The organism is Pseudomonas sp. GD03842 (genome assembly GCF_029841165.1).
Classification (GTDB): Bacteria; Pseudomonadota; Gammaproteobacteria; order Pseudomonadales; family Pseudomonadaceae; genus Aquipseudomonas.
In genome coordinates this window covers 133,090-160,082 of record NZ_JAOCEA010000003.1, presented here as the reverse complement: position 1 = coordinate 160,082, position 26,993 = coordinate 133,090, and the positions used below count along the sequence as shown (strand labels likewise).

The 26,993-nt window shown below is 60.6% G+C and carries 26 protein-coding genes; 8 read left to right on the top strand and 18 right to left on the bottom strand.

Translation table 11 applies throughout. The features are described from left to right. Position 1: 1 nt before the first annotated feature. Both N5D61_RS05655 and N5D61_RS05650 read right to left on the bottom strand, forming a co-directional pair. On the bottom strand, positions 2 to 385 hold the full coding sequence (locus tag N5D61_RS05655) for a PaaI family thioesterase (protein WP_108236094.1): 384 nt from the start codon (positions 383 to 385) through the stop codon (positions 2 to 4). Then, positions 385 to 2,706 carry a Tex family protein gene (locus N5D61_RS05650; RefSeq protein ID WP_108236093.1) on the bottom strand — a complete coding sequence of 774 codons (2,322 nt, stop codon included), beginning with the start codon at positions 2,704 to 2,706 and terminating at the stop codon, positions 385 to 387. The genes N5D61_RS05655 and N5D61_RS05650 overlap by 1 nt, the downstream gene beginning before the upstream one ends. A 277-nt stretch (positions 2,707 to 2,983) precedes the next feature. On the opposite strand from N5D61_RS05650, the gene ompR reads away from it, so the two are divergent. Together ompR and N5D61_RS05640 are read left to right on the top strand one after the other, a co-directional pair. Beyond that, positions 2,984 to 3,724 carry a two-component system response regulator OmpR gene (gene ompR, locus N5D61_RS05645; protein ID WP_108236092.1) on the top strand — a complete coding sequence of 247 codons (741 nt, stop codon included), beginning with the start codon at positions 2,984 to 2,986 and terminating at the stop codon, positions 3,722 to 3,724. Between the two features lie 163 nt (positions 3,725 to 3,887). Continuing rightward, the gene (locus N5D61_RS05640; protein ID WP_108236091.1) at positions 3,888 to 5,201 is read left to right on the top strand and encodes an ATP-binding protein; all 1,314 of its coding nucleotides are present in this window, start codon (positions 3,888 to 3,890) and stop codon (positions 5,199 to 5,201) included. A gap of 69 nt (positions 5,202 to 5,270) precedes the next feature. Here N5D61_RS05640 and rimK read toward each other — a convergent pair whose 3' ends face one another. Together rimK and N5D61_RS05630 are read right to left on the bottom strand one after the other, a co-directional pair. Beyond that, positions 5,271 to 6,176, bottom strand: a complete 906-nt coding sequence (gene rimK / locus N5D61_RS05635; RefSeq protein WP_108236090.1) for a 30S ribosomal protein S6--L-glutamate ligase — start codon at positions 6,174 to 6,176, stop codon at positions 5,271 to 5,273. Then, a complete protein-coding gene (locus N5D61_RS05630; RefSeq protein WP_177411004.1) occupies positions 6,173 to 6,628 on the bottom strand; it encodes an ATP-dependent zinc protease in 456 nt (151 codons plus the stop codon). The genes rimK and N5D61_RS05630 overlap by 4 nt, the downstream gene beginning before the upstream one ends. Before the next feature lie 187 nt (positions 6,629 to 6,815). Between N5D61_RS05630 and N5D61_RS05625 the strand changes: the two genes are divergently transcribed. Further along, positions 6,816 to 7,217, top strand: coding sequence for a S4 domain-containing protein (locus N5D61_RS05625; RefSeq protein WP_108236088.1), 402 nt, complete (start codon positions 6,816 to 6,818; stop codon positions 7,215 to 7,217). A 73-nt stretch (positions 7,218 to 7,290) separates the two neighbouring features. Here N5D61_RS05625 and N5D61_RS05620 read toward each other — a convergent pair whose 3' ends face one another. After that, on the bottom strand, positions 7,291 to 8,100 hold the full coding sequence (locus N5D61_RS05620; protein ID WP_108236087.1) for a phosphatase PAP2 family protein: 810 nt from the start codon (positions 8,098 to 8,100) through the stop codon (positions 7,291 to 7,293). A gap of 100 nt (positions 8,101 to 8,200) precedes the next feature. Here N5D61_RS05620 and hslO point away from each other — a divergent pair, with 100 nt between their 5' ends. Then, positions 8,201 to 9,103, top strand: a complete 903-nt coding sequence (hslO, locus tag N5D61_RS05615; protein ID WP_108236086.1) for an Hsp33 family molecular chaperone HslO — start codon at positions 8,201 to 8,203, stop codon at positions 9,101 to 9,103. A 191-nt stretch (positions 9,104 to 9,294) separates the two neighbouring features. Continuing rightward, positions 9,295 to 10,836 (top strand): phosphoenolpyruvate carboxykinase, encoded by a 1,542-nt coding sequence (locus N5D61_RS05610; RefSeq protein WP_108236085.1) that lies wholly within the window; start codon positions 9,295 to 9,297, stop codon positions 10,834 to 10,836. A 168-nt stretch (positions 10,837 to 11,004) separates the two neighbouring features. Here N5D61_RS05610 and N5D61_RS05605 read toward each other — a convergent pair whose 3' ends face one another. Further along, positions 11,005 to 11,814: a hypothetical protein gene (locus tag N5D61_RS05605; RefSeq protein WP_108236084.1), complete on the bottom strand. Its 810-nt coding sequence runs from the start codon at positions 11,812 to 11,814 to the stop codon at positions 11,005 to 11,007. 223 nt (positions 11,815 to 12,037) lie between these two features. Between N5D61_RS05605 and N5D61_RS05600 the strand changes: the two genes are divergently transcribed. Then, positions 12,038 to 12,463, top strand: coding sequence for a thioesterase family protein (locus N5D61_RS05600; RefSeq protein ID WP_108236083.1), 426 nt, complete (start codon positions 12,038 to 12,040; stop codon positions 12,461 to 12,463). Positions 12,464 to 12,512: 49 nt separating this feature from the next. Here N5D61_RS05600 and N5D61_RS05595 read toward each other — a convergent pair whose 3' ends face one another. The 5 genes from N5D61_RS05595 to yrfG form a co-directional block, all read right to left on the bottom strand. Further along, on the bottom strand, positions 12,513 to 12,983 hold the full coding sequence (locus N5D61_RS05595; protein ID WP_108236082.1) for a glycine zipper domain-containing protein: 471 nt from the start codon (positions 12,981 to 12,983) through the stop codon (positions 12,513 to 12,515). 256 nt (positions 12,984 to 13,239) lie between these two features. Continuing rightward, positions 13,240 to 15,570, bottom strand: coding sequence for an FdhF/YdeP family oxidoreductase (locus N5D61_RS05590; protein WP_279891609.1), 2,331 nt, complete (start codon positions 15,568 to 15,570; stop codon positions 13,240 to 13,242). 8 nt (positions 15,571 to 15,578) lie between these two features. Beyond that, positions 15,579 to 16,412 carry a formate dehydrogenase accessory sulfurtransferase FdhD gene (gene fdhD, locus N5D61_RS05585; protein WP_108236080.1) on the bottom strand — a complete coding sequence of 278 codons (834 nt, stop codon included), beginning with the start codon at positions 16,410 to 16,412 and terminating at the stop codon, positions 15,579 to 15,581. A 95-nt stretch (positions 16,413 to 16,507) separates the two neighbouring features. Further along, complete coding sequence (locus N5D61_RS05580; RefSeq protein ID WP_108236079.1) at positions 16,508 to 17,395, bottom strand: LysR family transcriptional regulator; 888 nt, start codon at positions 17,393 to 17,395, stop codon at positions 16,508 to 16,510. A 136-nt stretch (positions 17,396 to 17,531) separates the two neighbouring features. After that, positions 17,532 to 18,209: a GMP/IMP nucleotidase gene (gene yrfG, locus N5D61_RS05575; protein ID WP_279891330.1), complete on the bottom strand. Its 678-nt coding sequence runs from the start codon at positions 18,207 to 18,209 to the stop codon at positions 17,532 to 17,534. A 97-nt stretch (positions 18,210 to 18,306) separates the two neighbouring features. Between yrfG and nudE the strand changes: the two genes are divergently transcribed. Together nudE and cysQ are read left to right on the top strand one after the other, a co-directional pair. After that, positions 18,307 to 18,873 carry an ADP compounds hydrolase NudE gene (nudE, locus tag N5D61_RS05570; protein ID WP_279891327.1) on the top strand — a complete coding sequence of 189 codons (567 nt, stop codon included), beginning with the start codon at positions 18,307 to 18,309 and terminating at the stop codon, positions 18,871 to 18,873. Further along, positions 18,870 to 19,712, top strand: coding sequence for a 3'(2'),5'-bisphosphate nucleotidase CysQ (gene cysQ / locus N5D61_RS05565; protein ID WP_279891326.1), 843 nt, complete (start codon positions 18,870 to 18,872; stop codon positions 19,710 to 19,712). Before nudE ends, cysQ begins: the two co-directional genes overlap by 4 nt. Before the next feature lie 69 nt (positions 19,713 to 19,781). On the opposite strand, the gene N5D61_RS05560 is transcribed toward cysQ, so the two are convergent. The 7 genes from N5D61_RS05560 to rfbB all read right to left on the bottom strand — a co-directional run bounded on the left by N5D61_RS05560 (position 19,782) and on the right by rfbB (position 26,968). Continuing rightward, positions 19,782 to 20,252, bottom strand: coding sequence for a thioesterase domain-containing protein (locus N5D61_RS05560; RefSeq protein WP_108236075.1), 471 nt, complete (start codon positions 20,250 to 20,252; stop codon positions 19,782 to 19,784). Beyond that, positions 20,239 to 21,618, bottom strand: coding sequence for a sigma-54 dependent transcriptional regulator (locus N5D61_RS05555; protein WP_108236074.1), 1,380 nt, complete (start codon positions 21,616 to 21,618; stop codon positions 20,239 to 20,241). Before N5D61_RS05555 ends, N5D61_RS05560 begins: the two co-directional genes overlap by 14 nt. Beyond that, positions 21,615 to 23,426: an ATP-binding protein gene (locus N5D61_RS05550; protein WP_279891325.1), complete on the bottom strand. Its 1,812-nt coding sequence runs from the start codon at positions 23,424 to 23,426 to the stop codon at positions 21,615 to 21,617. Before N5D61_RS05550 ends, N5D61_RS05555 begins: the two co-directional genes overlap by 4 nt. Positions 23,427 to 23,590: 164 nt before the next feature. Beyond that, a complete protein-coding gene (gene rfbD / locus N5D61_RS05545) occupies positions 23,591 to 24,478 on the bottom strand; it encodes a dTDP-4-dehydrorhamnose reductase (RefSeq protein ID WP_279891323.1) in 888 nt (295 codons plus the stop codon). Further along, entirely contained in the window at positions 24,475 to 25,020 is a 546-nt protein-coding gene (gene rfbC / locus N5D61_RS05540; RefSeq protein WP_108236071.1) for a dTDP-4-dehydrorhamnose 3,5-epimerase, read from the bottom strand. The genes rfbD and rfbC overlap by 4 nt, the downstream gene beginning before the upstream one ends. Beyond that, entirely contained in the window at positions 25,017 to 25,892 is an 876-nt protein-coding gene (rfbA, locus tag N5D61_RS05535) for a glucose-1-phosphate thymidylyltransferase RfbA (RefSeq protein ID WP_108236070.1), read from the bottom strand. The genes rfbC and rfbA overlap by 4 nt, the downstream gene beginning before the upstream one ends. Beyond that, a complete protein-coding gene (gene rfbB, locus N5D61_RS05530; protein ID WP_108236069.1) occupies positions 25,889 to 26,968 on the bottom strand; it encodes a dTDP-glucose 4,6-dehydratase in 1,080 nt (359 codons plus the stop codon). The genes rfbA and rfbB overlap by 4 nt, the downstream gene beginning before the upstream one ends. Between the last annotated feature and the right edge of the window lie 25 nt (positions 26,969 to 26,993).

Genomic DNA, 26,993 nt, shown 5'->3' with positions numbered 1-26,993 from the left:
GCTAGACGATCGCGAACGTGCCTTGTGCTTTAGCGACGAGCTTGTCGGCCTGGCGAACCTCGGCTTCGACCACCAGCGTGCGGCGACCGGCGTGGATCACCGTGCCGATGCAGGTCACTTCACCCTCCGGGACGCCGCGCATGTAGTTGATCTTGCACTCCACCGTCACGCTTTGTTTGTCGAACCCGTGGGAGCTGGAACAGGCCAACCCCATCGCGATGTCGACCAGGCTGAACAGGGCACCCCCATGCATGACATTGCCGCGATTGCGAAGGTGCGGTTCGAGCGCGAGGGTGACCTCGGCCGTCCCCTCGCCGAGCCGGACCAACCTGCACCCAAGCGTCTTGAAGTACGCACTTTCAGTCAGTTCTGCTGGGATATCCATCAACGTTTCTTCAATTGTTTGGCGTTGGCGAACAGCGAAGCCATGGCGTTGTTGGCCGGGGCTTGCGTCGCGGACTCCTTGCGAGGGGCGCTGCTTGGCTGGCGTTGCGCTGCACCGGGGCGGGCGCCACGGGCACCATCGACCTTCTCGCCTGGCGTGTCGCTCATGCGCATCGACAAGCCCACGCGTTTGCGCGGAATGTCGACTTCCATGACTTTCACCTTGACCACATCGCCCGCTTTGACGGCTTCACGCGGGTCCTTGATGAACTTCTCGGACAGCGCAGAGATGTGCACAAGACCGTCCTGATGCACACCGATGTCCACGAAGGCACCGAAGTTGGTCACGTTGGTCACGACACCTTCCAGGATCATGCCCGGTTGAAGGTCCTTCAAATCCTCCACGCCGTCCTGGAATTCAGCGGTTTTGAATTCGGGGCGCGGGTCACGGCCAGGTTTCTCCAGCTCTTGCAGGATGTCGGTCACCGTGGGCAGGCCGAATGTCTCGTCGGTGAACTTCTTCGGATCAAGACGCTTGAGAAAACCCGCGTCGCCGATCAGCGAGCGGATGTCGCGGTCGGTCTGGGCAGCGATGCGCTGTACCAGCGGGTACGCTTCAGGGTGCACGGCGGACGAGTCCAATGGGTTGTCGCCGTTCATGACCCGCAGGAAGCCAGCGGCCTGCTCGAAGGTTTTTTCGCCCAGGCGCGGCACTTTTTTCAACGCGGCGCGCGTTTTGAACGCACCGTTTTCATCGCGATGGGCGACGATATTCTGCGCCAGGGTGGTGTTCAGCCCCGAGATGCGGGCGAGCAGGGCGACCGACGCAGTGTTCACGTCGACGCCGACGGCGTTCACGCAATCCTCCACCACCGCATCCAGGCCACGCGCCAGCTTGAGCTGAGAAACGTCGTGCTGGTACTGACCGACGCCAATGGATTTCGGATCGATCTTTACCAGCTCGGCCAGCGGATCCTGCAAGCGGCGGGCGATGGAGACAGCGCCTCGGATCGACACGTCCAGATCCGGAAACTCCTTGGCGGCCAGTTCCGACGCCGAATAAACCGATGCGCCCGCTTCGGAGACCATGACCTTGGTCATCTTCAGGCCTGGATATTTTTTGATCAGCTCCCCAGCCAGCTTGTCGGTTTCGCGGCTGGCGGTGCCGTTACCAATGGCGATGAGATCGACCGAATGCTTGGCGCAGAGCGCCGCCAAGACCGCGATGGTCTGGTCCCATTGGTTCTTCGGGACGTGCGGGTAAACCGTGGCGTGATCCAGCAGTTTGCCGGTGGAATCGACCACCGCCACCTTGCAGCCAGTGCGCAGGCCAGGGTCAAGGCCCAGTGTCGCCCGCGGGCCGGCTGGCGCCGCCAGCAACAGGTCGTGCAGGTTGTGGGCGAAGACGTTGATCGCCTCGGTCTCGGCGCTGTCGCGCAATTCACCCAGCAGATCGGTTTCCAAGTGCGAATACAGCTTGACCTTCCAGGTCCACCGCACGACTTCGGCCAGCCATTTGTCGGCTGGACGGTTCTGATTTTGCAGGCCAAAGCGCTCGCTGATCATTATTTCGCACGGATGCAGCGAGCCGGGCAGCTCTTCGCCGACTTTGAGCGCCGAACTGAGCACGCCCTCGTTGCGCCCTCGGAAGATTGCCAGCGCCCGGTGCGATGGCATGGTTTTAAGGGGTTCGTCGTGCTCGAAGTAATCGCGGAACTTCGCGCCTTCTTCCTCCTTGCCTGCCACCACGCGGGCGCTGATCACGGCTTCCTGCTTGAGGAAACCGCGCAGCTTTTCGAGCAGCGAAGCGTCTTCCGCGAAACGTTCCATCAGGATGTACTTGGCGCCCTCGAGCACCGCCTTGACGTCGGCGAAGCCCTTCTCGGCATCGACGAAGCGTGCGGCTTCGACATCCGGCGTCAGCGTCGGATCATTGAACAGGCCATCGGCCAATTCGCCGAGGCCTGCTTCCAGGGCGATCTGGCCCTTGGTGCGCCGTTTCTGCTTGTACGGAAGATAGAGATCTTCAAGGCGGGTCTTGGTGTCGGCGAGTTTGATATCGCGCGCCAGCTCCGGAGTCAGCTTCCCTTGCTCTTCAATGCTGGCAAGGATCGCCACGCGGCGTTCTTCGAGTTCGCGCAGATAGCGCAGGCGCTCTTCCAGATGACGCAATTGGGTGTCATCGAGGCTGCCAGTCACTTCTTTACGGTAGCGAGCGATGAAAGGCACGGTCGAGCCTTCATCCAGCAGCGCGACGGCCGCTTCGACCTGCTGCGGGCGCACGCCCAGTTCTTCGGCGATGCGGCTGTTGATACTGTCCATAAAACCACCTGGCAAATATGTGTACAAAAATCCAGCGGCCGGCGAACCGCCTTGAGCGAGCGTTGCCTGACGTTGAGGGCGGCGCATTATACCCAGTGAGGTCCGATTAGGGGATCGCCCTGTCGATTCCCGGTACAGCCAGCGACCGCGCCCGCTACGCCCCCTAACCGGCGAGGCACGGTGGCAGTAGCGATACAGGAAAAATCTGCTAACAATGCACACGGTGCACATGGGCGCCGCTACGCCATAATGCGCGCCGAGACTAAAGGAGCATTCAATGAGCAGCACTGCACAAACGGCTGAAGGCGAAAAAATCCTCATCGTTGACGATGACCCGGGCCTGAGCAGCCTGTTAGAACGTTTTTTCACCAGCAAAGGCTACCGCGCCCGCGCCGTCGGTAATGTGGAGCAGATGGATCGCCTGCTGGCTCGCGAAGTCTTTCACCTCGTGGTGCTCGACTTGATGCTGCCCGGTGAAGATGGCCTTTCCGCCTGCCGCCGACTCCGCGCGGCGAATAACCAGGTGCCGATCATCATGCTCACGGCCAAAGGCGACGAGCTGAGCCGGATCAAGGGCCTGGAATTGGGGGCCGACGATTACCTGGCCAAACCCTTCAACCCGGACGAACTGATGGCACGCGTCAAGGCCGTCCTGCGTCGTCAATCCACACCGGTGCCCGGTGCGCCGGCCAGCGAAGATGAAACCGTTACCTTCGGCGAATACGAGTTGTCTCTGGCAACGCGCGAGCTCAAGAAGGGCGACGAGGTCCACATGCTGACCACAGGCGAGTTCGCCGTCCTTAAGGCGCTGGTCATGCACGCCCGGGAGCCGCTGACACGCGACAAGCTCATGAACCTGGCCCGAGGTCGTGAGTGGGACGCTCTCGAGCGCTCCATTGACGTGCAGATTTCCCGACTGCGCCGCTTGATCGAGGTGGATGCCGCCAAACCCCGCTACATCCAGACGGTCTGGGGCGTGGGTTATGTATTCGTGCCGGATGGCACCGGCAAACAGTAACGCGCAGTCGGCAGACTGATCACCGGGCAACTTGCTCGCGCTCATTGGCTGGCCAGCCACGTCGAATCGTCCAAAGGGCGGCTTCGATGTGGCTGGTTTTGCTGTCTGATGCCTCCCGCGAACGTTCGCGAGCCTGGCTCGCTTTTGCAAAGTAGCTGTTGTCATGAAAACACCGCTCTGGTTCCCGCAAAGCTTTTTCTCTCGCACCCTGTGGCTGGTGCTCATCGTCGTGCTCTTCTCCAAAGCGCTGACACTGGTCTATCTGTTGATGAACGAAGACGTGCTGGTGGACCGGCAATACAGCCATGGCGTCGCGTTGACTTTGCGTGCTTACTGGGCGGCCGATGAGAATGATCGGCAAACGATCGCCGACGCAGCAGGCCTGATTCGGGTAGTGGGCGGCGGGGTGCCGGAAGGTGAACAGCACTGGCCCTATTCGGAAATCTATCAGCGTCAGATGCAGGCGGAGCTGGGCGCCGACACCGAAGTGCGTCTGCGTGTGCATGCGCCTCCCGCTTTGTGGGTGCGTGCTCCAAGTCTTGGTGACGGATGGCTCAAGGTGCCTCTGTACCCGCATCCGCTTCGGGGTCAGAAAATCTGGAGCGTGCTGGGTTGGTTCCTGGCCATTGGCTTATTGTCCACCGCGTCGGCATGGATCTTCGTCAGCCAGTTGAATCGGCCTCTCAAACGGCTGGTATTCGCGGCTCGTCAATTGGGTCAGGGGCGTAGCGTGCGCCTGCCCGTAGGGGATACGCCGAGCGAAATGACGGAGGTGTATCGCGCGTTCAACCAGATGGCCGAGGATGTGGAACAGGCTGGGCAAGAGCGGGAATTGATGCTGGCTGGGGTCTCCCATGATCTACGCACGCCGTTGACGAGGCTGCGCCTGTCGCTGGAGTTGATGCCCCGTGACAATGAGTTCATGGAAGGCATGGTCCGCGATATCGAAGACATGGACGCGATTCTCGATCAGTTTCTGGCGTTTATTCGGGATGGCCGCGACGAAGAGGTCGAAGAGGTCAACCTTGTCGAATTGATTCGCGAGGTGGTTGCGCCCTATAACAGCCCGGTGGAGCAGGTTCGCACGCGGCTGGAATCGATTCCGCCCTTTCCGCTGCGCCGAGTCTCGATGAAGCGCTTGTTGAATAACCTGATCGGCAATGCCATGCACCACGCTGGCGACAATGTCGAAGTGGCGGCGTACGTGTCGGGTGACAGTGGCGCGCCGTATGTGGTGCTGAGCGTGCTCGATCGGGGTATGGGGATCGACCCTTCCGAGCTGGAAGGCATCTTCAACCCCTTCACTCGGGGCGACCGGGCGCGGGGGGGCAAAGGAACCGGCCTCGGGCTCGCGATCGTCAAACGCATCGCTGCCATGCACGGCGGCAATGTCGAGCTTCGCAATCGGTCCGGTGGCGGGCTGGAGGCGCGAGTGCGATTGCCTTTGGGGCTGATGTTGCCCAGGGATGCCGTTTGATAATCTGGCCATGATCCTGGTCACTGCAGGCGCCGACGAATCGTTCCTGCAGTGCGTGCCGTCGCTCTCCTAGCCTTTGCCTTTCGTCCGGGTCATGTGCGGCCCGCCGTTTTTCTCGATGTACTGAATGATCATCCCCGCCACATCCTTGCCCGTTGTGGTTTCGATGCCTTCAAGCCCGGGCGAGGAATTCACTTCCATCACTAGGGGCCCGTGGTTGGATCGCAGGATGTCGACACCGGCGACGCTCAGCCCCATCACTTTGGCGGCGCGAATGGCGGTCATGCGCTCCTCGGGGGTGATCTTGATCAAGCTGGCAGTGCCGCCGCGGTGCAGGTTGGAGCGAAACTCTCCGGGCTTGGCCTGGCGCATCATCGAGGCGATGACCTTGTCGCCGACCACGAAGCATCGGATGTCCGCTCCGCCCGCTTCCTTGATGTATTCCTGAACCATGATGTCCTGCTTGAGCCCCATGAACGCCTCGATCACCGACTCTGCCGCCGTTGCGGTTTCGCACAGTACGACGCCGATGCCCTGGGTGCCCTCCAGCACTTTGATGACCAGCGGCGCGCCATTGACCATCTGAATCAGATCGGGAATGTCGTCGGGCGAGTGAGCGAAGCCTGTCACGGGCAGGCCAATGCCCCGGCGCGAAAGCAGTTGCAGGGAGCGTAGTTTGTCTCGCGAGCGGGCGATGGCAACGGATTCGTTGAGCGGGAAAACGCCCATCATTTCGAACTGGCGCAGCACCGCGCAGCCGTAGAAAGTGACGGACGCGCCGATCCGGGGAATTACCGCATCGAAGCCTTCCAGCGGCTTACCGCGGTAGTGGATCTGCGGCTTGTGGCTCGCGATGTTCATGTAGGCGCGCAAAGTATCGATCACTACGACCTCATGGCCACGCTGGGTACCGGCTTCGACCAGACGACGAGTTGAATACAGACGCGGATTTCGCGACAGCACAGCGATCTTCATGCAACACCTGTGGCAGAGGAATTGGAAGCCGGAAAGGTCGGCTTGTCCTGAACGTAAGTGACGCCTGGGTTGACCACCAGTTGGCCGTCAATCAAGGCTTTGGAACCCAGAAGCAATCGGTAACGCATGGCTTTTCGGCAGGCCAGGGTGAATTCCACTGGCCAGACCCGGTCGCCCAGAGCCATCGCGGTGCGAATGACGTATCGCACCTGGGCCTGGCCGTTGGAGCTTTTGATGGTCTTCATCGCCACCAGTTGCGCTTCGCAGCGACGATGGCGTAACTGCACGACGGTCCCCAGGTGAGCGTTGAAGCGCACCCACTGTTCACCATCGCGCTCGAAGGGTTCTATTTCCGTGGCGTGCAGGCTTGAGGTGCTGGCGCCGGTGTCGATCTTGGCGCGAAGGCCTGCGACTCCCAGATTGGGCAGCGCCACCCACTCGCGAAGGCCGATGACTGTGAGATGGTCGAATGTTTTCAAAGCGATCCCGTACGTTTGCGCGTTCTGCCCACGATAGCCTGAGGCGCATGCGTGTGCATGCCCTTACTTATGTGTGGAAGATTCTAACCAAGCCCGAGGGTTACTGTACGCCCGGCGTTGCGTAGTACAGTTCTGACTATCACGTAATTGAGGAATTCAGATGACACAAAAGCCAGAGGAAGACGATAAGGTTCGTCTGGACAAATGGCTGTGGGCAGCACGCTTTTTCAAAACGCGTGCATTGGCCAAAGCGGCGATCGAAAGCGGCAAGGTGCATTGCCGCGGCGAGCGCTGCAAGCCGGGTAAAGAGCCGCGGATCGGCGATACGTTCGAGATCCGAACCGGTTTTGATGATCGCACGGTCGTGGTCAAGGCGCTGTCCGTCGTCCGGCGCGGCGCGCCCGAAGCGCAGTTGCTTTACAGCGAAACGCCTGAAAGCGTCGCCAGGCGTGAAAAGGCTGCCGATATGCGCAAGGCCGGAAGCCTGGGGCTTACCACGGATGGCAAGCCGACCAAGAAGCAACGGCGGCAACTCTTTCAGTTTCGCTCAGGGGATGACTGAGCGCTTTACAGAGCAGCAGACCTTACCGGCGGCAACGACGGATGCCGCCGACAAATCATGCTGAATGAGGACGTCAGGCACGCGCGCCTGGCTTCATGATGCTCAGGCATCCGAGCAAGGGAAGCTTGCCGAACAGGTTGAAAAGCGGTGCCGTCACTCGCATCAGGAATCGTGTAGCGTGGGCTGCGAACGGTGTATAGCAACTCCAGGCGAGCGCGAGCAGGGCAATCATCACGCCCCCGATGTAATCGTCCTGCCCCCAGTGTGCACCCGCGACCAGCCGGGGCATCATGAACAGGAAGGCCAGCACCCAAATCACTACACGTTGGCCAACCGTGCGGCTATAGACCGTCATGAACATGGCCCAGATCAGCAATACGGAGGCGTGATCGCCCGGGAAGCTTTGGCTCGATCGATCCTTGAGCTGCCACTTGTCTTCGAGTGTGGGGAAAATTTCGCTGAGTTTGACCGCGTCCGGAATCACCATTGAAGCGCTGTCGTGCTGAAGTGAAGTGTGATCTATGATCTTGGAGAAGACGGTACGGATGATGAGCAGCAGAATCAGGGTCAGAACGAACCCGATCAGTGCCGCGCGGGTCTGTGCTGCTTTGAAGACCCAGTCGCCCTTGATCAGCAACATCAACAGAATCAGCCCGACGATGATGTCGAAGGGGCGCATGCTGGCGATGGTCCAAGTCCACAGCCAGGCTTTGTTTTGCGTGAGCGGCTGATTCAGAAGATGGAAAAACCACTCGTCGAATTGGGTAAAGGCCGCATGGCCCGTCGGCCAGATCCACACCAGCAGCAGTGCAAGCGCTACTAGATTACACAGCAGGAATTTTTTGGCGTTCCACTTGGGTTGGAACAGCGCTGGATAGTCCATAAAATGCCCCCATCGGCATGACAGTGCACCTGGTCGGTGCTAAATCGCGTTTTATAAGCGGTCGTCATCACTTTGTCATCACTTCAGATACCAATTTCCCATGCACGATTTCCCGGATACCGATAACACCCAGCGCTTCATGTTCGATGACAGCGACGTTCGAGGCGAACTGGCCTCGCTGGAACGCAGCTACGCCGAAGTGCTGGCCAAACACCCGTACCCTGAACCGGTGGCGCAGTTGTTGGGCGAAATGCTCTCTGCCGCGGCCTTGCTGGTCGGCACGCTCAAGTTCGACGGTCTGCTGGTGCTGCAGGCGCGTTCTCAAGGCCCTGTCTCGCTGCTGATGGTCGAATGCTCGAGCGATCGCGAGTTGCGCGGTATCGCCCGGTACGACGAGAGCCTGATCCAGCCCGGCGCCACCCTGCAAGAGTTGATGCCCGAAGGCACGCTGGTCATCAACATCGACCCACGGCAGGGCAAGCGCTATCAAAGCATCGTCGATCTGCAAGGGGAGAACCTTGCCCGTTGCCTGTCGGATTACTTCGTTCAGTCCGAGCAATTGCCCACGGAGTTCTGGCTGTATGCCGATGGAAAGCGAGCGCGTGGTTTCCTGCTTCAGCAGCTACCCCCTGAGCGCCTGAAAGACGAGGACGAACGCCAGGCAAGCTGGCAACACGTTCGGGCGTTGGCCAACACGCTGACCGGCGAAGAGCTGTTGAGCCTCGATAACGAGACCGTTCTTCATCGTCTGTTCCATGAAGACGCGGTGCGAATGTTCGATGTACAGCCGCTGATTTTCCGTTGCAGCTGCTCTCGCGAGCGTTCCGCCAATGCCCTCGTCAGCCTTGGCGCGGAAGATGCACAACAGCTGGTCGCCGAGCACAACGGGATCGTCGAGATCGATTGCCAGTTCTGCAACCAGCGCTATCTGTTCGACGCTACCGATGTCGCGCAACTGTTTGCCGGTGGCGGGGTCGACATCCCCTCCGACACTCGTCATTGATGTAGTGCGGGCGCCGGGCTGAATGGTTTCTGCCCGGCGGGCCGGGCTTTTCATTATGTAGTTCTGACAAGAGGGCCCTACCTTTTTTGGGCGGTTCTGGCATAATCCGGCCACTTTTTAGCTGTAGTAGTTTGGGTTTTTCTACTACAAAACGTTTGGAGCACTCGGCCAGCGGGCCGACGGGGAATCTCATGACGCAAGCCAATAACGCCGTTCACACCGATCTCAGTGTCGACGATCTGGTTAAAGAAGCCCTCAATCGCGGCGAAGGCGTACTGTCCGATACCGGCGCTCTGGTGGTCGAAACCGGCCATCGTACGGGCCGTTCGCCAGTCGACCGTTTCATCGTCGATGAACCGACCACCACGGATGCCATTGCGTGGGGTCCGATCAACCGCAAATTCCCAGCTGACAAATTCGATGCGCTATGGGCGCGTGTGGAAGCGTTCAACAACGCTCAGGAACACTTCGTTTCTCACGTTCACGTAGGCGCGGCGGCCGACCACTACCTGGCCGTCAAGATGACCACCCAAACGGCCTGGCAGAACCTTTTCGGTCGTTGCCTGTTCATCAATCCGGCCCAATACAACCCGGCCGGTCGTGAAGAGTGGCAAGTGCTGAACGTTGCCAATTTCGAGTGCGTGCCCGAGCGTGACGGCACCAACTCCGATGGTTGCGTCATCCTCAACTTCGCTCAGAAGAAGGTCTTGATCGCGGGTATGCGGTACGCCGGCGAGATGAAAAAAGCCATGTTCTCGGTGCAGAACTTCCTGCTCCCAGCCGCGGATGTGCTGCCAATGCACTGTGCCGCCAACATTGGTGAGGAAGGCGATGTCACCCTGTTCTTCGGCCTGTCGGGCACCGGCAAGACCACCCTGTCCGCCGACGAAAGCCGTTACCTGATCGGTGACGACGAGCACGGCTGGGGCGAGGGCGTGGTGTTCAACATCGAGGGCGGTTGCTACGCCAAGTGCATCGACCTCTCCGAGAAGAACGAGCCGGTCATCTGGAAAGCCATCAAACACGGCGCCGTGCTGGAAAACGTGGTTCTGGATGCCAACAAGCACGCCGACTACGCCGACAGCAGCCTGACCCAGAACAGCCGCGCCGCGTACCCGCTGGAGCACGTTGAAAAACGCTCCGAGAAGAACCTGGGTGGCGAGCCAAACGCTGTGATCTTCCTGACCTGTGACCTGACCGGCGTTCTGCCGCCTGTGTCGATCCTCAGCGAAGAACAAGCGGCCTACCACTTCCTGTCGGGCTACACCGCGCTGGTCGGTTCGACCGAAATGGGCTCGGGCGCTGGCATCAAGTCGACCTTCTCCACCTGCTTCGGCGCGCCGTTTTTCCCGCGTCCGGCGGGCGAGTACGCAGAGCTGCTGATCAAGCGCATCCGCGGCTTCGGCTCCAAGGTCTACCTGGTCAACACCGGCTGGACCGGCGGTGGCTACGGCGTTGGCAAGCGCTTCAACATTCCGACCACTCGTGGCGTCATCGCAGCCATTCAGAGCGGCTCGCTGGTCGGTGCTGAAACCGAGCATCTGGACACGATCAATCTGGACGTGCCGAAGTCCGTTCCAGGCGTCGACACCGCGCTGCTCAACCCACGCAACACCTGGGCTGACAAGGCTGCATACGATGAGGCTGCCAAAGCACTGGCCGGCCTGTTTATCGAGAACTTCAAAAAGTTCGAAGTGAGCGACGCCATCAAGGCAGCGGGTCCGAAGTTGTAAGATCGGGTTCTGCTGAACGAGAAACCGCCCTTCGGGGCGGTTTTTTTATTGATGTCTTTCCGATCGCAGCATCACTTCATAGACCTCACCGATACGGGGTGAGAAAAGAACCACTCACTTTTTCCTGTCCTCATCGACAGGGTCAAAAGGAGTGCCAAAGCGGGGTGATCAAGGCCGATAACTTCGCGCCGCTTCGCAATACTGTTCCTGCGCCAGCTTGTTCTTCTCTTCCTTGTCTCTGGCAACACGCTTGCTCCAGTCACTGCACATGTCTTTGAAATACGGCTCGGCAGCGCGTCTGCATTCGCGATACTCAACGCTGTCACTTTTGAAATTCATGCAAACGCTGCTGTTTTCGATGTGGTTGTTATAGATGCGATAACGCGCTTCATAGCGGTTACGGCCGTCGACTTCACGGATGAATACCCCAGCCACATCGTAATGGGCAGTCGGTTCGGATTTGGGCCGGGTAGCTGATGAGCGGTATTGCGCCATGTATCGATCGGACACCATTCCTTGCGGGCGGGGTGCGTTGTAGTCGGTAGGTTGCGGATCTCCGAACCGGCAGTTGATGACGTCGCGGTCGATGACATTTCCTTCCTTAAGGCAGTCATCCAGCCGCTTGGACGTTGCGGGTTGGGTGGCGGGCCTAGGGGCGATGTAGACAACTTGCTCGTTGGTGCGGATTTCCGGCGGCGGGGTGGTCGAGGTAGCCTCATCACTGGCCTCGATGGGCGGGGCAGTGACAACGACAACCGCCGTTGGAGGCTTTGCGGGATGAAACATCTGGGTAACGAGGTAGATGATCGTCCCAACCAATGCCAAGCAAATGGCGATACTGCTGAGCGGCCATGTCGTTTTGGCCGGGGCGACCTTTCGCTTGCCGGGATGTGAACCCAATACCACGTCGAACTGGTCGGATGCCAGACGTTGCATGACGATCTGCCCGTCATCTTCGGGCGGCTGTTTGAACGGCATTGCCTCTCCTTGGCGCGTCTCGGTTTCTGCGCGTCGAAACCCTGAATGGTTTTGCGAAGCGCGGGTGACGATGCCGCGAGGTTAAACGGCGCGATGTTGTTTTGCTAGTAGGGCCTAATCACTTTGCGCCTTGGCCCGCGCCTTGCGCCGGTCATTAATGGAATGCCTCATTGAGAGCGCTTCCCCGTATGATCGATTGATCGACCACTGGAAGGACTTCTGAATGACGCCCTCACTTCGCGGCGACTACCGCCATTTCCAACCTATCACCACTCGCTGGCACGACAATGACCTGTATGGTCACGTCAACAACGTGACCTATTACAGCTATTTCGACAGCGCAGTGAACAGCTATCTGATCGAGTGTGGTGGGCTGGATATTCACAGTGGCGAGGTGGTGGGGTTCGTGGTGAGTTCGTCATGCGACTATTTTGCGTCGATTGCCTTCCCGGACCTGATCGAAGTGGGCCTAAGGGTCGGCAAGTTGGGTAACAGTTCGGTGCAGTACGAGCTTGCTGTATTCAAGTCAGGGGAGCAGGAAGCGTGTGCAGCGGGGCGTTTTGTCCATGTGTTCGTGGACCGCGCATCAAACCAACCCGTGCCGATTCCCGTGCCTTTACGTGTAGCCATGGAAAAGCTGTTGGTCTGAAACGAGACCGGCCGCTTTTAGGCGGCCGGTTCAGGGATGACATTACGGATCAACGATGGCGCCAGCCACGGTGGTGCCCGCGGTCATGGTGGCGGTGGCGAGGTCCATGATCGTAGTGACGGCGGTCGCCACGATAGCCGCGACGGTCATCGTCACGACGACTCTCTTCGCCCATGTAGTTACCCAGCGCGCCGCCGGCGCCACCGCCCGCTGCTGCGCCAATGAGGCTACCGGTGCTGCCGCCGACGCTGCGGCCAATGACGTTGCCGCCCGCTGCGCCAAGGCCACCTCCAATGGCAGCTTCAGTGCGGTTATGACGGTTGGCGCCCACTGCGCCACCTGCGGCGCCGCCCAGGCCTGCGCCGATCGCCGATCCGGTGCTGCCACCAATCTGTTGGCCAACGACCGAACCCAGTACCCCACCCAATGCGCCGCCCACACCAGCGTTCAGGTTGTCGCCTGCAGAGGCAAACCCGGTGGCCAGGGAGAGAGACAACAACAGAATCGAGGAATACTTCATGTCAGGATGCTCGTAGGGATGACGAGGCGATCCTGCAATCATGAAGAATTTGTCACAATCGAAATCCGACGAATAACACGATCTGTATACAAATCGATAAGTTATTGTTTTTGCTTTGGAACTTAAGGCTTTTAGACCAGTCTTAGACTACTTCAAACAGGCCCGAATCAGACGATTCGGGCCTTTTTTGTGGGGCCTGATCCTGTCGCGGTTGGTGGCACCTGAAGACTGCTGTCTATCGATGCTCGCCAGCGGATCAGACGATCCGTGTCACTTCGCTGTGACGTTCCAATTTGATCGCGACGAACTTGGACGTCGGCGTATGGCTGCCCTCACCGACGCTTTCCAGCGGGACCAGAGGGTTCACTTCTGGATAGTAGGCGGCCGCCTGGCCAGCGGGAATATCGAACGGCAACAGCGTGAACCCTTTGACGCGACGCACGATGTCATCGCCCCAGATCGACACGATATCGGCTTTCTGGCCTGGGACGAAGCCCAGCCGCACGATATCGGCCTCATTCAGGAACAGCACGTCGCGCTGGCCTTTCACCCCGCGGTAACGATCGTCCAGGCCGTAGATCGTGGTGTTGTACTGGTCGTGCGAGCGCATCGACTGCATGATCAGGTCCGGCACGACGCCGGCTCCGCGAATGCCTTCATGAAGCAGGTCTTGCGGCAACCGATTGGATTTGAAGTTGGCGCGGGCAGTTGGCGTGTTCCACTTGCGCGAACCTGCGGTATTGCCCAGGTAGAACCCACCCGGATGCTTGATCTTCTCGTTGAAGTCCTTGAACGCCGGAATGGTGTCGGCAATCAGGTCGCGAATACGGCTGTAATCTTCCACCAGCCACAGCCAGTCCACGGGGTTTTTACCGACCGTCGCGTTGGCGATACCCGCCAGAATCGCCGGCTCGGAGCGCATCTGATTCGACAGCGGCTTGAGTTGACCGTTGGAGGCGTGAACCATGCTGAAGGAGTCTTCCACGGTGACGGCTTGAGGGCCTTGAGCCTGCATGTCGATGTCGGTCCGACCAAAGCATGGCAGGATCAGCGCTTCCTTGCCGTGGGTCAGGTGGCTGCGATTGAGCTTGGTGCTGATCTGCACGGTCAGGTCGCAATTGCGCAGCGCCTGGAAAGTGCGCGGGCTGTCCGGGGTCGCTTGAGCGAAGTTGCCGCCCAGACCGATGAACACTTTCGCACGCCCTTCGAGCATGGCATGGATGGCTTCGACAACGTTGTGGCCGTTCTCGCGTGGGACTTTGAACTGGAAGCGTTTTTCCAGCGCATCGAGGAAGAACGCTGGCGGGCGCTCGTTGATGCCCATGGTGCGGTCGCCCTGCACGTTACTGTGCCCACGAACCGGACAAAGGCCAGCGCCGGGTTTGCCGATGTTGCCACGCAGCAGCATCAGGTTCGCGACCTCTTGAATGGTCGGTACCGAATGGCGGTGCTGGGTGATCCCCATCGCCCAGCACATGATCACGTTCTTGCCCTTGGCGTACATCCGCGCAGCGCGCTCGATATCCGTCAGGGGAAGGCCGGACTGTTCGACGATGAAGTCCCATGGGGTCTCGTCGACCTTGGCCAGGTAATCCAACACACCGTTTGTGTGTTCGTTGATGAAGTCGTGATCGAACACCGCAGGCTCACCTTTGGCCTGCGCATCGCGCTCCCACTGCAACAGGAATTTGGCCATCCCCCGCAGCAGGGCCATGTCGCCTCCCAGCGCTGGGCGGAAATAGGCGGTGTTGGTCGGCTCGGAGCCGTTGCTGAGCATTTCGATCGGGTGCTGAGGATGCTGGAAGCGCTCCAGACCCCGTTCTTTGAGTGGGTTGACGCAGACCACCTGAGCGCCACGCTTGACCGCCTCTCGCAGCGGTTCGAGCATTCGTGGGTGGTTGGTGCCGGGGTTCTGCCCCAAGACGAAAATAGCGTCCGCATGTTCGAAGTCGTCGAACGTGACGGTGCCTTTGCCCACGCCCACGCTTTGCGACAGGGCGACGCCGCTGGCCTCGTGACACATGTTCGAGCAGTCGGGGAAGTTGTTGGTGCCGTAGGCACGAACGAACAGCTGGTAAAGATACGCCGCTTCGTTGCTGGCCCGACCCGAGGTGTAGAACTCGGCCATGTTCGGGCTGGGCAGGTTATTCAGGTGCTTGGCGATGAGGGCAAACGCATCGTCCCAGGCAATCGGTTTGTAACGATCCGTCTGGGCGTCGTAGACCATGGGCTCGGTGATACGGCCCTGATATTCAAGCCAGTAGTCGCTCTGCTCCAGCAAGGAGCTGACGCTGTAGCGGGCGAAGAAGGACGGGTCGACGCGGCGCTTGGTGGCCTCCCAGTTCACGGCCTTGGCGCCGTTTTCGCAGAACTTGACCATGCCGCTTTCAGGCGAGTCGCCCCATGCACAGCCTGGGCAGTCGAAGCCCCCATTCTGGTTGGTCTTGAGCATCGCGCGCAGGTTTTTCAGGGCGTTGTCGCTGGTCAGCCAGGCTTGGGTCACGCTGATCAGGGCGCCCCATCCACCGGCCGGGCCTTTGTAGGGCTTGTAGCGCGGAACGGGTGTCTTATCGGCTTGTTTGTGCATGCTCACGCTTAATTCTCCAAGGCGGGACTATAGACCCGCGGCGCGCTGTGTTTCGGCAGATGGATGAGATTGAGGTTATGGCGACGGGCCCATTGCAGCGCCAGGCCCGTGGGCGAAGACAGGCTGACAAGGGTCTGTATCCCGGCGCGCAAAACTTTTTGGATCAATTCGAGGCTGCAGCGGCTGGTGACGATGGCCAGGCCACCCTGGGTCGGAACGTTCTGTCGGATCAGCGCGCCGATCAATTTATCGAGAGCGTTGTGCCGCCCGATGTCTTCACGACCCAGCATCAATTCGCCTCGATCGTTCATGAACATGGCCGCATGGACCGCGCCGCAGTGTTGGCCCAGCGGCTGGAAGTCATCCAGACGCTCCCTGAGCCCCTTGAGCCATTGCGCCGGTGGCAACGGTGCGCCCGGCAATACGTTCAGGTCGGGCAGCGCCTGTTCCACGGCCTCTACGCCGCACAGCCCGCAGCCACTGGTGCCTGCCAACTGGCGGCGCTGAGTCTTGAGATTCCAGAACGCGCGACTGGCGATTTCCACTTCTGCGGTTTGCGCAGAGCCGCAGCCACCCAGCTTGATGTCGTAGATTTCATCCGGCGATTCGATGATGCCGCTGCCAATACTGAAACCGACGATGAAGTCTTCCAGATCGCTGGGAGTTACCAGCATCACCGCTTGGCTGATGCCGTTATAGGCAATCGCCAACGCGACTTCTTCGGCGAGCGCGGTGGGCTCGGACGTGTCGTGTTCCAGGTTCGAGTAGCGGTAAGACTGGCTTGCGGCGGGCGCGGGCAGTGGTTTTGCGGGCGCCGTGCTTTCCGTGTGCTTGGGATGCATCGGGACGTACCGGCAGATTTAACAGGTTCTAAGCCTAGGCCGTCGATGAGATAACGTCTAATCGCTAGTACTGATGCACTGATAGATGACGTCGATCAAGGTGTCTCGATCATTTTCTGGTAGAGGCCGAAACAGGCTTCTGCCAACGCCGAGCGGGGGGCGGAGCGGCGCATGATCAGCCCCAGTCTCGCCAGCGTCTGGGCCTGTTCGATGGGTTGCAGACGCAAGTGCGTGGTCAGGGATTCCAGGCCTCCATCCAGCGGCATGATTGCGCAACAGAAACCCCCGTGAACGGCTTGCAGCAGTTGGTGGACGGCATCGGTCTGGATCAGTGGCTGCGGTTCAAGGCCACGGCTGTGAAAGTTGTGATCGATGGATTGACGGAAATGCATGCCGCTCGTCAGCATTCCCAAGGGCAGTTCGATCAGGCTTTCCCAACTCAACGGTGCGTCGCCGAAGCTGAAATGCCGCTGGTCGTAAATCAGCCCCATGCGGGTTTCGGCCAGTTCCAGCGAATCGAAGCGCTCGGTGTCCAGACGCTCCAGGTAAGACACGCCCAGGTCCAGACGGTTGCTCGCCAGGTGGTCGAGAATCTGCTCGGAGCTGAGCGAAGACAACTCGAAACGCATGTTCGGGTGAGCCTCGTGCAGGCGTTGCAGCAGCGGCAAGGGGTCGAAGTTCGACAGCGGCACCACGCCGAGCCTCAGCGTCCCGACCAGATGCCCACGACAGGCGGCGGCTTCTGCCTGCAAACCGTCGTAAGCGGCCAGCACCGTCCGTGCCCAGGCCAGAACCCGCTCACCGGGTGCGGTGAAACCTTCAAAACGCTGACCCCGATTGACCAGAGGCAGGTCAAGCTCCTCTTCCAGGCTGCGCAAGCGCATGGACAACGTGGGCTGGGTGATGTGGCACCGGGCAGCGGCCTGTCCGAAATGTCGGGTTTCGTCGAGGGCAATCAGGAATTTCAGCTGTTTGATGTCCATTGTCACTCCGATTTGCGCCGGTCTGGCTCGGGGATTCTAGCGCGGCGACCTGTCGCATGGGGATGGGTGAGGCGCAGATGTGCAGCCAGGTTCAGACTTGCAAGCGCGTACCCTCCAACTTCGACGCCCCCCGTGTTCATCGCAACGGGGGGCAAAGGCCTTGAATCAACGCCCGATAATCCTCAACCGCAGCGAACTCCTCGGTGTCCTTCGGCCCCTTGCGGCTGTCGGGTTCACGCACCGCCAGCAAATGCTTCACGCCATAGCGCTGCGCTCTGCGCAAAATGGGCAGGGTGTCATCGATGAACAGGCTGCGGGCCGGGTCGAATTGGATATCGTCGTGCAACGCATCCCAGAACTGCGGGTTTTCTTTTGGATAACCGTAATCGTGGGAGCTGATCAGGCGTTCGAAATAAGGCGCCAGCTCCAGCCGCTCCATTTTCAACGACAGCGAGTCGCGGTGAGCGTTGGTGATCATGATCACCCGTTTGCCTGCTCGCTGGACGGCGGCCAGGAAGGTCTCCGCGTCCGGCCTGAGGGCGATCAAGTGGGCGATTTCGACCTTCAGATCCTTCACCGACAGGTTCAGCTCTGCGCTCCAGAAGTCAGTGCAGTACCAGTTCAAGGTCCCCGCGTTCTTCTCGAACAGTGGCATCAGTTCCATGTGCGCCATCGCCAGGCTGACACCGTGCAATTGGGCATAACGTTGCGGAAGGTGCTCCAGCCAGAAATGGTTGTCGAAGTGGAGGTCGAGCAGCGTCCCGTCCATATCCAGCAGAACGGTGTCGATATCGTGCCAGGGCAAAGAAGGCATCGTGGTCTCTCGGCGTTGAATAAATCGCTGTGGCCATCGGGCACAGACATTCAGAAAAGCCACGGTATAGTAACCCGTCTATGCCAAGGAGCTTGTCATGCGCCAGAAACCTACCGTCCTCGCACGGGAAATTGTCGCCAGTAGCCGTCTCTTCCGTGTCGAGGAGGTGCAGTTGCGCTTTTCCAACGGTGTCGAGCGCGTTTATGAGCGCCTGGTGGGGCGAGGTAACGGTTACGGCGCGGTGATGATCGTAGCGATGCTGGATGCCGAGCACGCTGTGCTGGTGGAGGAGTATTGCGGTGGTACCGATGAATACGAACTCTCGTTGCCCAAAGGCCTCGTCGAGCCGGGTGAAGATGTGCTGGCGGCGGCCAACCGCGAACTCAAGGAAGAAGCCGGGTTCGGTGCGCGCAACCTTGAACACCTCACCGAGCTTTCGCTGTCGCCGGGCTACATGAGCCAGAAGATTCAAGTGGTGTTGGCCACCGACCTGTACGAAGAGCGTTTGTTGGGCGATGAGCCCGAACCGATGCGCGTGGACAGAATCAACCTGCGTGACCTGGCCAGTCTGGCCCAAAATCCTCAATTTTCCGAAGGTCGCGCGCTGGCGGCGTTGTACCTGGCCCGTGACCTGTTGACCCTACGCGGAGCGTTTCAAGCATGACCGGCGTTTTTTCAGCGTTGCCCCATCCCTTGCTGTCACCGGTGATTGCCCTGTGCCGACAGGCAGGCGAGGCGATCCTGCCCTTCTGGCGCTCAGGTGTGGAGGTCACGGCCAAATCGGATAACTCGCCGGTGACGGCTGCGGACCTGGCGGCCCACGAAGTGTTGGTGAGCGGACTGAAGGCGCTGGACCCCAGCATTCACATTCTGTCCGAAGAGGACGCGGACGTTCCGCTGCACGAGCGCGCTCGGTGGGAGCGCTGGTGGCTGGTGGACCCGCTGGACGGCACCAAGGAGTTCATTTCCGGCAGTGACGAATTCACCGTCAATGTCGCGCTGATCGAACGCGGCCGGGTCGTGTTCGGCGTCGTGTCGATGCCGACGCATGATCGCTGTTACTTCGGCGGCGACGGTTTGGGTGCATGGCGCAGTGACAGTCCCCAGCACGTTCAGCCGATCAGCGTCCGCCAACAGCCGGTCGAGGGCGAGGCGTTTACGGTAGTCGCCAGCCGTCGTCATTCCAGTCCGGCACAGGAAAAACTGCTGGCAGGCCTTTCGTCAGTGGTGGGTGAGCTGCAGTTGACCAACATCGGCAGCTCATTGAAGTTCTGCCTGGTGGCAGAAGGTTCGGCGGATTGTTACCCCAGACTCGCACCGACCTCACAGTGGGATACGGCGGCCGCCCAGGGCGTTCTGGAAGGGGCTGGCGGCGCAGTGTTGAATCTGGCGGGCGAAGCGTTCGATTATCCGGCCCGGGAATCGTTGCTGAATGGGTTCTTCTTGGCATTGCCCAAAGACGCAGCCTGGCGTGGCGCATTGGTTGAGTTGGCCAAGGGCTGATCGCTGGTCGCGCTCCGGTACCGACCGGAGCGGGAGACCTGCACCGGCTCCCATCTGGCGGCCTCGCAGTTATCGATGCAGCACGTACTGGCCGACAAACGCCACTGCCGAATCATCCGAGCCTTCGACGACGATGCGCGTAGGCAGTGCCAGCCTGGCGCGGCCGCGGCGCTGATAGAGCTTCAGGAACCTGTCCCACGTCGCGTGATCCGGCGCATCGCAAATGGCGATTGCGTCAGCTTTCACGGGCAGCGGATAGCTGATCTGGCCGTCTTGGATGACGATGTGGCCGTCGTCTATTCCTGCTTCCTTCAGCCGTAGATACAACCAGCCCCAGCCTGCCAGTACCGCGCCGCAATACAGGCTGCCGCCGAACAGCGTGCTCTTGTGATTGACGTTCGGAGCCAACGGCAGATGCAAATGCAGGCGGTGGTCCTGCCATTGAATGACTTTGACGCCCATGTGCCGCGTCAAGGGAATGTCCCGGTACAGCACCTGTTCGAGGTGTTGGGCGGGAGAGCCCGATTCATTCGCTGTCATCCGAAGCCCCCCCACTGAAATTCAGGCCATGCTTGCGCAGCTTGTCATGCAACGTCTTGCGCGGCACGCCCAGCGCTTCGGCCAGGCTGCGCACCGAGCTGTGAGGGCGGGTCAATTCCGCGGCGATGAGCGCCCGTTCGAAGGCCTCGACCTGATCGCTCAAACCCCCGGTCGACGCGTGCACTGGCTGAGGGGCGCCGCCTTCGAGTTCCAGCTCAAGGCCCAGCGCGAAGCGTTCAGCCGCGTTCTGCAATTCACGCACGTTGCCGGGCCAACTATGGCGTAACAGCATCGCTCGGTGTCCCGGTTGGAGTTCGCGGCGGCTCAGGCCATGGCGCAGGCTGGCGGCGTCTGCGAAATGCTGGAACAGCACCAAGGCGTCTTCGCCCCGCTCGCGCAGGGGCGGAATGCGCAAGGGGGCGACATTCAAACGGTAATACAAGTCGGCGCGGAAGCGCCCCTGGTCGGCGGCCTGGCGCAGATCCTCCTTGGTGGCGGCAACGATGCGGATATCCAGCGGGATCTGCTGGTTGGCGCCCAAGCGCTCGACGACTCGCTCCTGCAACAGCCGCAGCAATTTGACTTGCACGTCCATGCTCATGCTCTCGATCTCATCGAGAAACAGCGTGCCACCGTTGGCAAACTCGAACTTACCGATGCGCCGCTTTTGGGCTCCGGTGAACGCACCCGGTTCGTGGCCGAAGAGTTCGCTTTCCACCACCGATTCGGCCAGCGCTCCGGCGTTGATCGCCACGAAGGGGCCATTGCGTCGGCTCGACAGGTCATGCAGCGCGCGCGCAACCACTTCTTTGCCTGCGCCGGTCTCGCCCAAAATCAACACGTCGGCCTTGGTGGCCGCCAGTGCGCCGATCTGATCCCGCAGGCGCTGGATGGGCGCCGAAAGCCCCACCAACCGCGCGCTCAATTGCTGGCGGTCGCTCAGTTCCATCCGCAGGCTGCGGTTATCGAGCACCAGCCGGCGCAAGGCCAATGCGCGGCGTACGCTATCGAGCAACGCGTCGCTGGCGAAAGGCTTTTCCAAAAAGTCGTAGGCCCCCGCGCGCATTGCCTGCACCGCCAAAGGTACGTCGCCGTGACCAGTGATCAGCAGCACGGGCAACTCAGGATCCTGGGCGTGCAGCTGGTTAAGCAATTCAAGGCCATCGATGCCGGGCATGCGGATATCGCTGACGATCACCCCAGGCCAGTCACGTTCGAGCCGCGCCGGAACGCCTTTGGCATCGCTGAGCGACAGCACCTTGAGGCCTGCCAGGTCCAGGGTCTGGCTCAGGGCCTGACGAAGATGCGGGTCGTCGTCGATCAGCACCACCTGCACGCGGCTGTCGATGGCGGTCTCCGTGGTCATGCAGATAAATCCTCCGGCGGTTGAAGACTGACCCCTGATGCGGCCGTGCGCATGCGCAGTGTGAGCAGCGCGCCGCCTTCAGGGTGGTTGGCGAACAGCAGCTCGCCGCCCAGTGCGCGCATCAGGGTATCGCAGATCGCAAGGCCCAGCCCCAACCCCTGCGTACGGGTCTTGGTGGTGAAGAACGGCTCACGCGCGTGCTCCAATGCTTCGCGGGAAAATCCCGGGCCGTTGTCGCGAATGTACAGATTGACGCCCTCGGCATTGTGTTCGGCACTTATCCACAACTTGCGTGGCGGGCCTTTTTCGGTCAGCGCATCGAGCGCGTTCGCCAGCAGGTTGCCCAGCACCTGGCGCAAGCGGGTTTCCCCCGCCTGTACCCAGAGCGTGGCGGCGGGCAGGTCGCGGATCAATTCCACGTCCATGGCGCGGCGGCGCTTGGCGAGCAGCGCCAAGGCATCATCCAGTGCGGGCTGCAGGGCCACGCTTTCCGGTGCATGCCGGTCGCGGCGGGCGAAGGCCCGCAAATGCGCGATGATCGACGCCATGCGGCCAGTCAGCTCACTGATCAGCTTGAGGTTGCCGCGCGCATCGTCGGTGCGTTGATGGTCGAGAAGAATCTCGGCGTTTTCCGCGTAGCTGCGAATCGCCGCCAATGGCTGATTGAGCTCATGGCTGATACTCGCCGACATCGTGCCCAGCGCCGACAATTTACCCGCCTGGACCAGCTCATCCTGAGCCCGAAACAGCTCTTGCTGCGCGTGCTCGCGTTCGAGCACTTCCTGGCGCAGGCGCTGGTTGAGACCTTCCAGATCGCTGGTGCGCTCGATGACCCGCGCTTCCAGTTCGCGCCTGGCCTTGCCTTCGAAATGGATGCGATCCAGATAATGCCGACGCCGCTGCATCATGATGCCGAGCAGCAGCATCAACACCAACAAGGCCGCGCCCCCGATGGCGACGACCGTTCGCACCGGGCGCGACACCAGCACCTTGGGTGCCAGGATGTTCACGCTCCAGCCTGTTTCATCGATTTGTTGCGTCTGCGTCAGCCAGCCATTTTCATCGAGCTGCAAAGGCCGCGGGTCGCGGGTGGGATACGGTTGAATGGCGACGATGGCCTGCTTTTCTTCTTCACTGAGCGGGCGCGTGGCGCGAAAACGCCAGCTGGGATTCGAGGTGAGAATCACCACGCCGTTGTGATCGGTCACCAGCAATTGCTCGGGTGTCTTGCCCCAGAGGGTTTCGGTCAGGTCCAGGTCGACCTTCACCACCAACACGCCGATCACGGTGTTGCCATCCCGCACGGCAGCCGCGAAGAAATAGCCACGCTTGGCGGACGTGGTGCCCAGCCCGAAAAACCGCCCCAATTGGCCCGCCATCGCGTTGCTGAAGTACGGCCGGAAGGCAAAGTTGCGGCCGACGAAACTGTCGCGCTTGTCCCAATTGGATGCGGCCAGGGTGTCTCCGTTAGGGGCCATCAGGTAGATCACTTCCGCGCCGGTCTGACGAGCTGTGTTCATCAACAGCAGGTTCGCCTGGTTTTGGGCCTGTTTGTCCTGCGGGTTGGCCAGCATTGCGCGCAAGCCCGGCAGATCGCCGAGGATTTGCGGCAGCACCTCATAGCGGTGCAGCGTGCCGAGCAGGTTGGCGACATACAGGTCCAGCGTCTGGCGATTCTGGCTCAGCAACTCATTGCGGTAGTAATGCTCGGCCAGGCGTTCCAACGGCCAGAGCAGCGGCGCGAGGATCAGCGCCAGCAGGGCGAGGCTGCGCCAGCGAGGGCGGCGGGGGAGGGTAGTGCTGTTCATCGTATGCGTACGCTGCCGATTTTGTGTGGTGCCTGCATCGACGTCTTGCGGATGAAGCGCTCCTGCGGGGGCATGCGTCTGGCGGCAGGGAGCGGCGACTTCGGCGAACGAGCGCGCAGCGGTCGCAATAGATTACACGCGATACGGGGGCAGCAGGCGCCCCACTAGGCTGATCGTTGCTGCGCCAGACACGCCAGCAGTGCGTCATGCCAGTTTGGTTGACTGACGCCCCATTCCCGTTGCAGGCGGCTGCAATCCAGGCGCGAGTTGAGCGGGCGCTTTGCTGGGGTCGGGTAGGCGCTCGACGGAATAGGCGCCAACTCTGCGCAACGCTTGCGCGAGGCGATCAATTGTTGGCCGATCGCCTGCGCGAAGCCAAACCACGATGTCTCTCCCGACGCGGTCAGGTGATAGACACCCCAGGCGCCGGGGTTGCCCTCACGCCAGCGTTCGATCAATTGACGGGTGCTTTGGGCGATGGTGCCGGCCCAGGTCGGCGCGCCGATCTGGTCGGCGACCACGGTGAGTTTCTCGCGCTCTTGCAGCAGGCGCTGCATCGTCAACAGGAAATTGCGCCCGGTCAGCGAGTACACCCAGCTCGTTCGCAGGATCAGATACTGCCCTCCCACCTGGGCGACGGCCTGTTCACCGGCCAGCTTGCTGCTGCCGTAAACCCCGAGCGGGTGGGGAGTGTCGGATTCCGTCCAGGCGCCCTCCTTGCTGCCATCGAATACATAATCAGTGGAGTAATGAATGAAGGGCACACCCAGCGCTTTCGCCTCTTCGGCAAATACACCCGGGGCAGTCGCGTTGATCGCTTGCGCCAGGGCCGGCTCGCTTTCAGCCTGGTCCACTGCCGTATGGGCCGCCGCGTTGATGATCAGGTCCGGCCGGATGTCGCGCACCACGGCTCGAATCGTTTCCGGCTGGCTCAGGTCCAGTCGCTCTCGCCCCAACACAATCAATTCACCCAGGCCGTTCAGGCTAGGCTGCAGTGCCTGCGAGACTTGGCCGTGTTGCCCGCTGATGAGTATTCGCAGCGGCGAGCTCACGGGAACAGGTCCGCTTCTTTCAGGAGTTTGCCCACTTGGTCCTTGGCCGAAAGCCGCGGCGCTTCGGTCAGCCCCCAGTCGATGGCCAGGTCGGGGTCGTCCCAGCGAATGCAGCGTTCCGCGGAAGGCGTGTAGTAATCCGTGGTTTTGTAGAGGAACTCGGCGTGGTCGCTCAATACCACGAAGCCATGGGCAAACCCTGCCGGAATCCACAGCTGACGGGCGTTCGCGGCCGACAGCTCGATGCCGAACCAGCGGCCGAAGTGCGGCGAGCTCCGGCGGATATCCACCGCGATGTCCAGCACGGCGCCTGCGGTGACCCGCACCAACTTGCCCTGCGGGTTTTCGATCTGATAATGCAGGCCGCGCAGCACGCCTTTCTGGGAGCGCGAATGGTTGTCCTGCACGAACTGGGCGGTAACGCCCGTCGCCTCGGCGAACGCTCTGGCGTTGAAACTCTCGTAGAAGAAGCCACGCTCGTCGCCGAACACTTTGGGCTCGATGATGAGGACTTCAGGCAACTCGCTTTCGATGACGTTCACTGGTATTCCCCTGCAACCTTGAACAGGTACTGGCCGTAGCCCGTCTTGCCGAAATACTCGGCCCGGGACAGCAGGTGAGCCCGGTCGATCCAGCCATTCTGGTAGGCGATCTCCTCCAGGCAGGCCACTTTAAGGCCTTGGCGATGTTCGATGGTTTGCACGTACTGAGAAGCGTCCAGCAGGCTGTCGTGCGTCCCGGTGTCGAGCCAGGCAAAACCGCGGCCGAAGCGTTCGACGCGCAGGCCGCCGCGCTGCAGATAAGCATTGTTGACGTCGGTGATTTCCAGCTCGCCGCGCGGGGACGGCTTGACGTCCTTGGCCACCTGAATCACATCGTTGTCGTAAAAGTACAGCCCGGTGACGGCATAACTGGACTTCGGTTTGCTGGGCTTTTCCTCGATGGACAGCGCATTGCCCGCCTCATCGAAGTCCACCACCCCGAAACGCTCCGGGTCCTTGACCCAATAGCCGAACACGGTGGCGCCTGAGGTGTTGGCGGCCGCCCGCTTGAGCTGGTCGCTGAAATGCTGGCCGTGAAAAATGTTGTCGCCCAGAATCAGGCACACCGAGTCACTGCCGATGAAGGATTCGCCGATCAGGAATGCTTGTGCGAGCCCGTCGGGTTTGGGTTGCTCGGCGTAACTGAATCGCACACCGAACTGGCTGCCGTCCCCCAACAGAGCGCGGTACTGAGGCAAATCCAACGGCGTGGAGATGATGAGTATTTCCTTGATGCCCGCCAGCATCAGTACCGAAATCGGGTAATAGATCATCGGTTTATCGTAGATGGGGAGCAGCTGTTTCGAAACGCCAAGGGTAATGGGGTGCAGGCGTGTGCCGGAGCCACCGGCCAGTACGATTCCTTTGGTCATGCGATCAGATCCTTGACGTGAGTGCCCAAACGTTCCCCTTGATAGCTGCCGTCCTGTACGTTGCGGCACCATTCCAGGTTATCCAAATACCACTGCACGGTTTTGCGCAGCCCGGATTCGAAGGTTTCTTCCGGCTTCCAGCCCAATTCGCGCTCGATCTTGCTGGCGTCGATGGCGTAGCGCATGTCATGGCCGGGGCGGTCGGTCACGTAGGTGATGAGGTCCGCGTAATTCGCCACACCCTTGCGCTGCTCGGGAGCCAGTTCCTCGAGCAAGGCGCAGATGCCCCGCACCACATCGATGTTCTTCTGCTCGTTATGGCCACCGATGTTATAGGTTTCACCGACCTTACCTTCGGTAACGACTTTAAGCAGGGCCCGGGCGTGGTCCTCGACGTACAGCCAGTCGCGCACCTGCAAGCCATTGCCGTACACGGGCAGCGGCTTGCCCGCGAGCGCGTTCAGAATCACCAGGGGAATCAGCTTTTCCGGGAAGTGGAAGGGGCCGTAGTTGTTCGAACAGTTGGTGACCACGACCGGCAAGCCATAGGTGCGCTGCCAGGCGCGAACCAGGTGGTCAGACGCCGCTTTGCTGGCTGAATACGGAGAGCTGGGCGCGTAGGGCGTGGTTTCCGTGAACAGGTCGTCGACGCCGTGCAGGTCGCCATACACCTCGTCGGTGGAAATATGGTGAAAGCGGAACGCTGCACGCTCGGCCTCCGGTAACCCTTGCCAGTAGCCGCGGGTGGCTTCGAGCAGGCTGTAGGTGCCGACAATGTTCGTCTGGATGAAGGCTGACGGGCCATCGATGGAGCGATCAACGTGTGATTCGGCCGCCAGGTGCATGATCGCATCGGGTCTGAAGCGAGCGAGCACTTTGCTGACCGCGGCCTGATCGACGATGTCCTGCTGCACGAACTCGTACCGGGTATTGGTCACGATGCTCTGCAACGATTCGAGGTTGCCCGCGTACGTCAGCTTGTCGAGGTTCAGTACGTCGTGATCGGTGTTGTTGATCAAATGGCGGATCAATGCAGAGCCGATAAAACCGGCGCCACCGGTAACAAGTATTCGCATGGAGAGACCTTATTCCCTGGCTGGA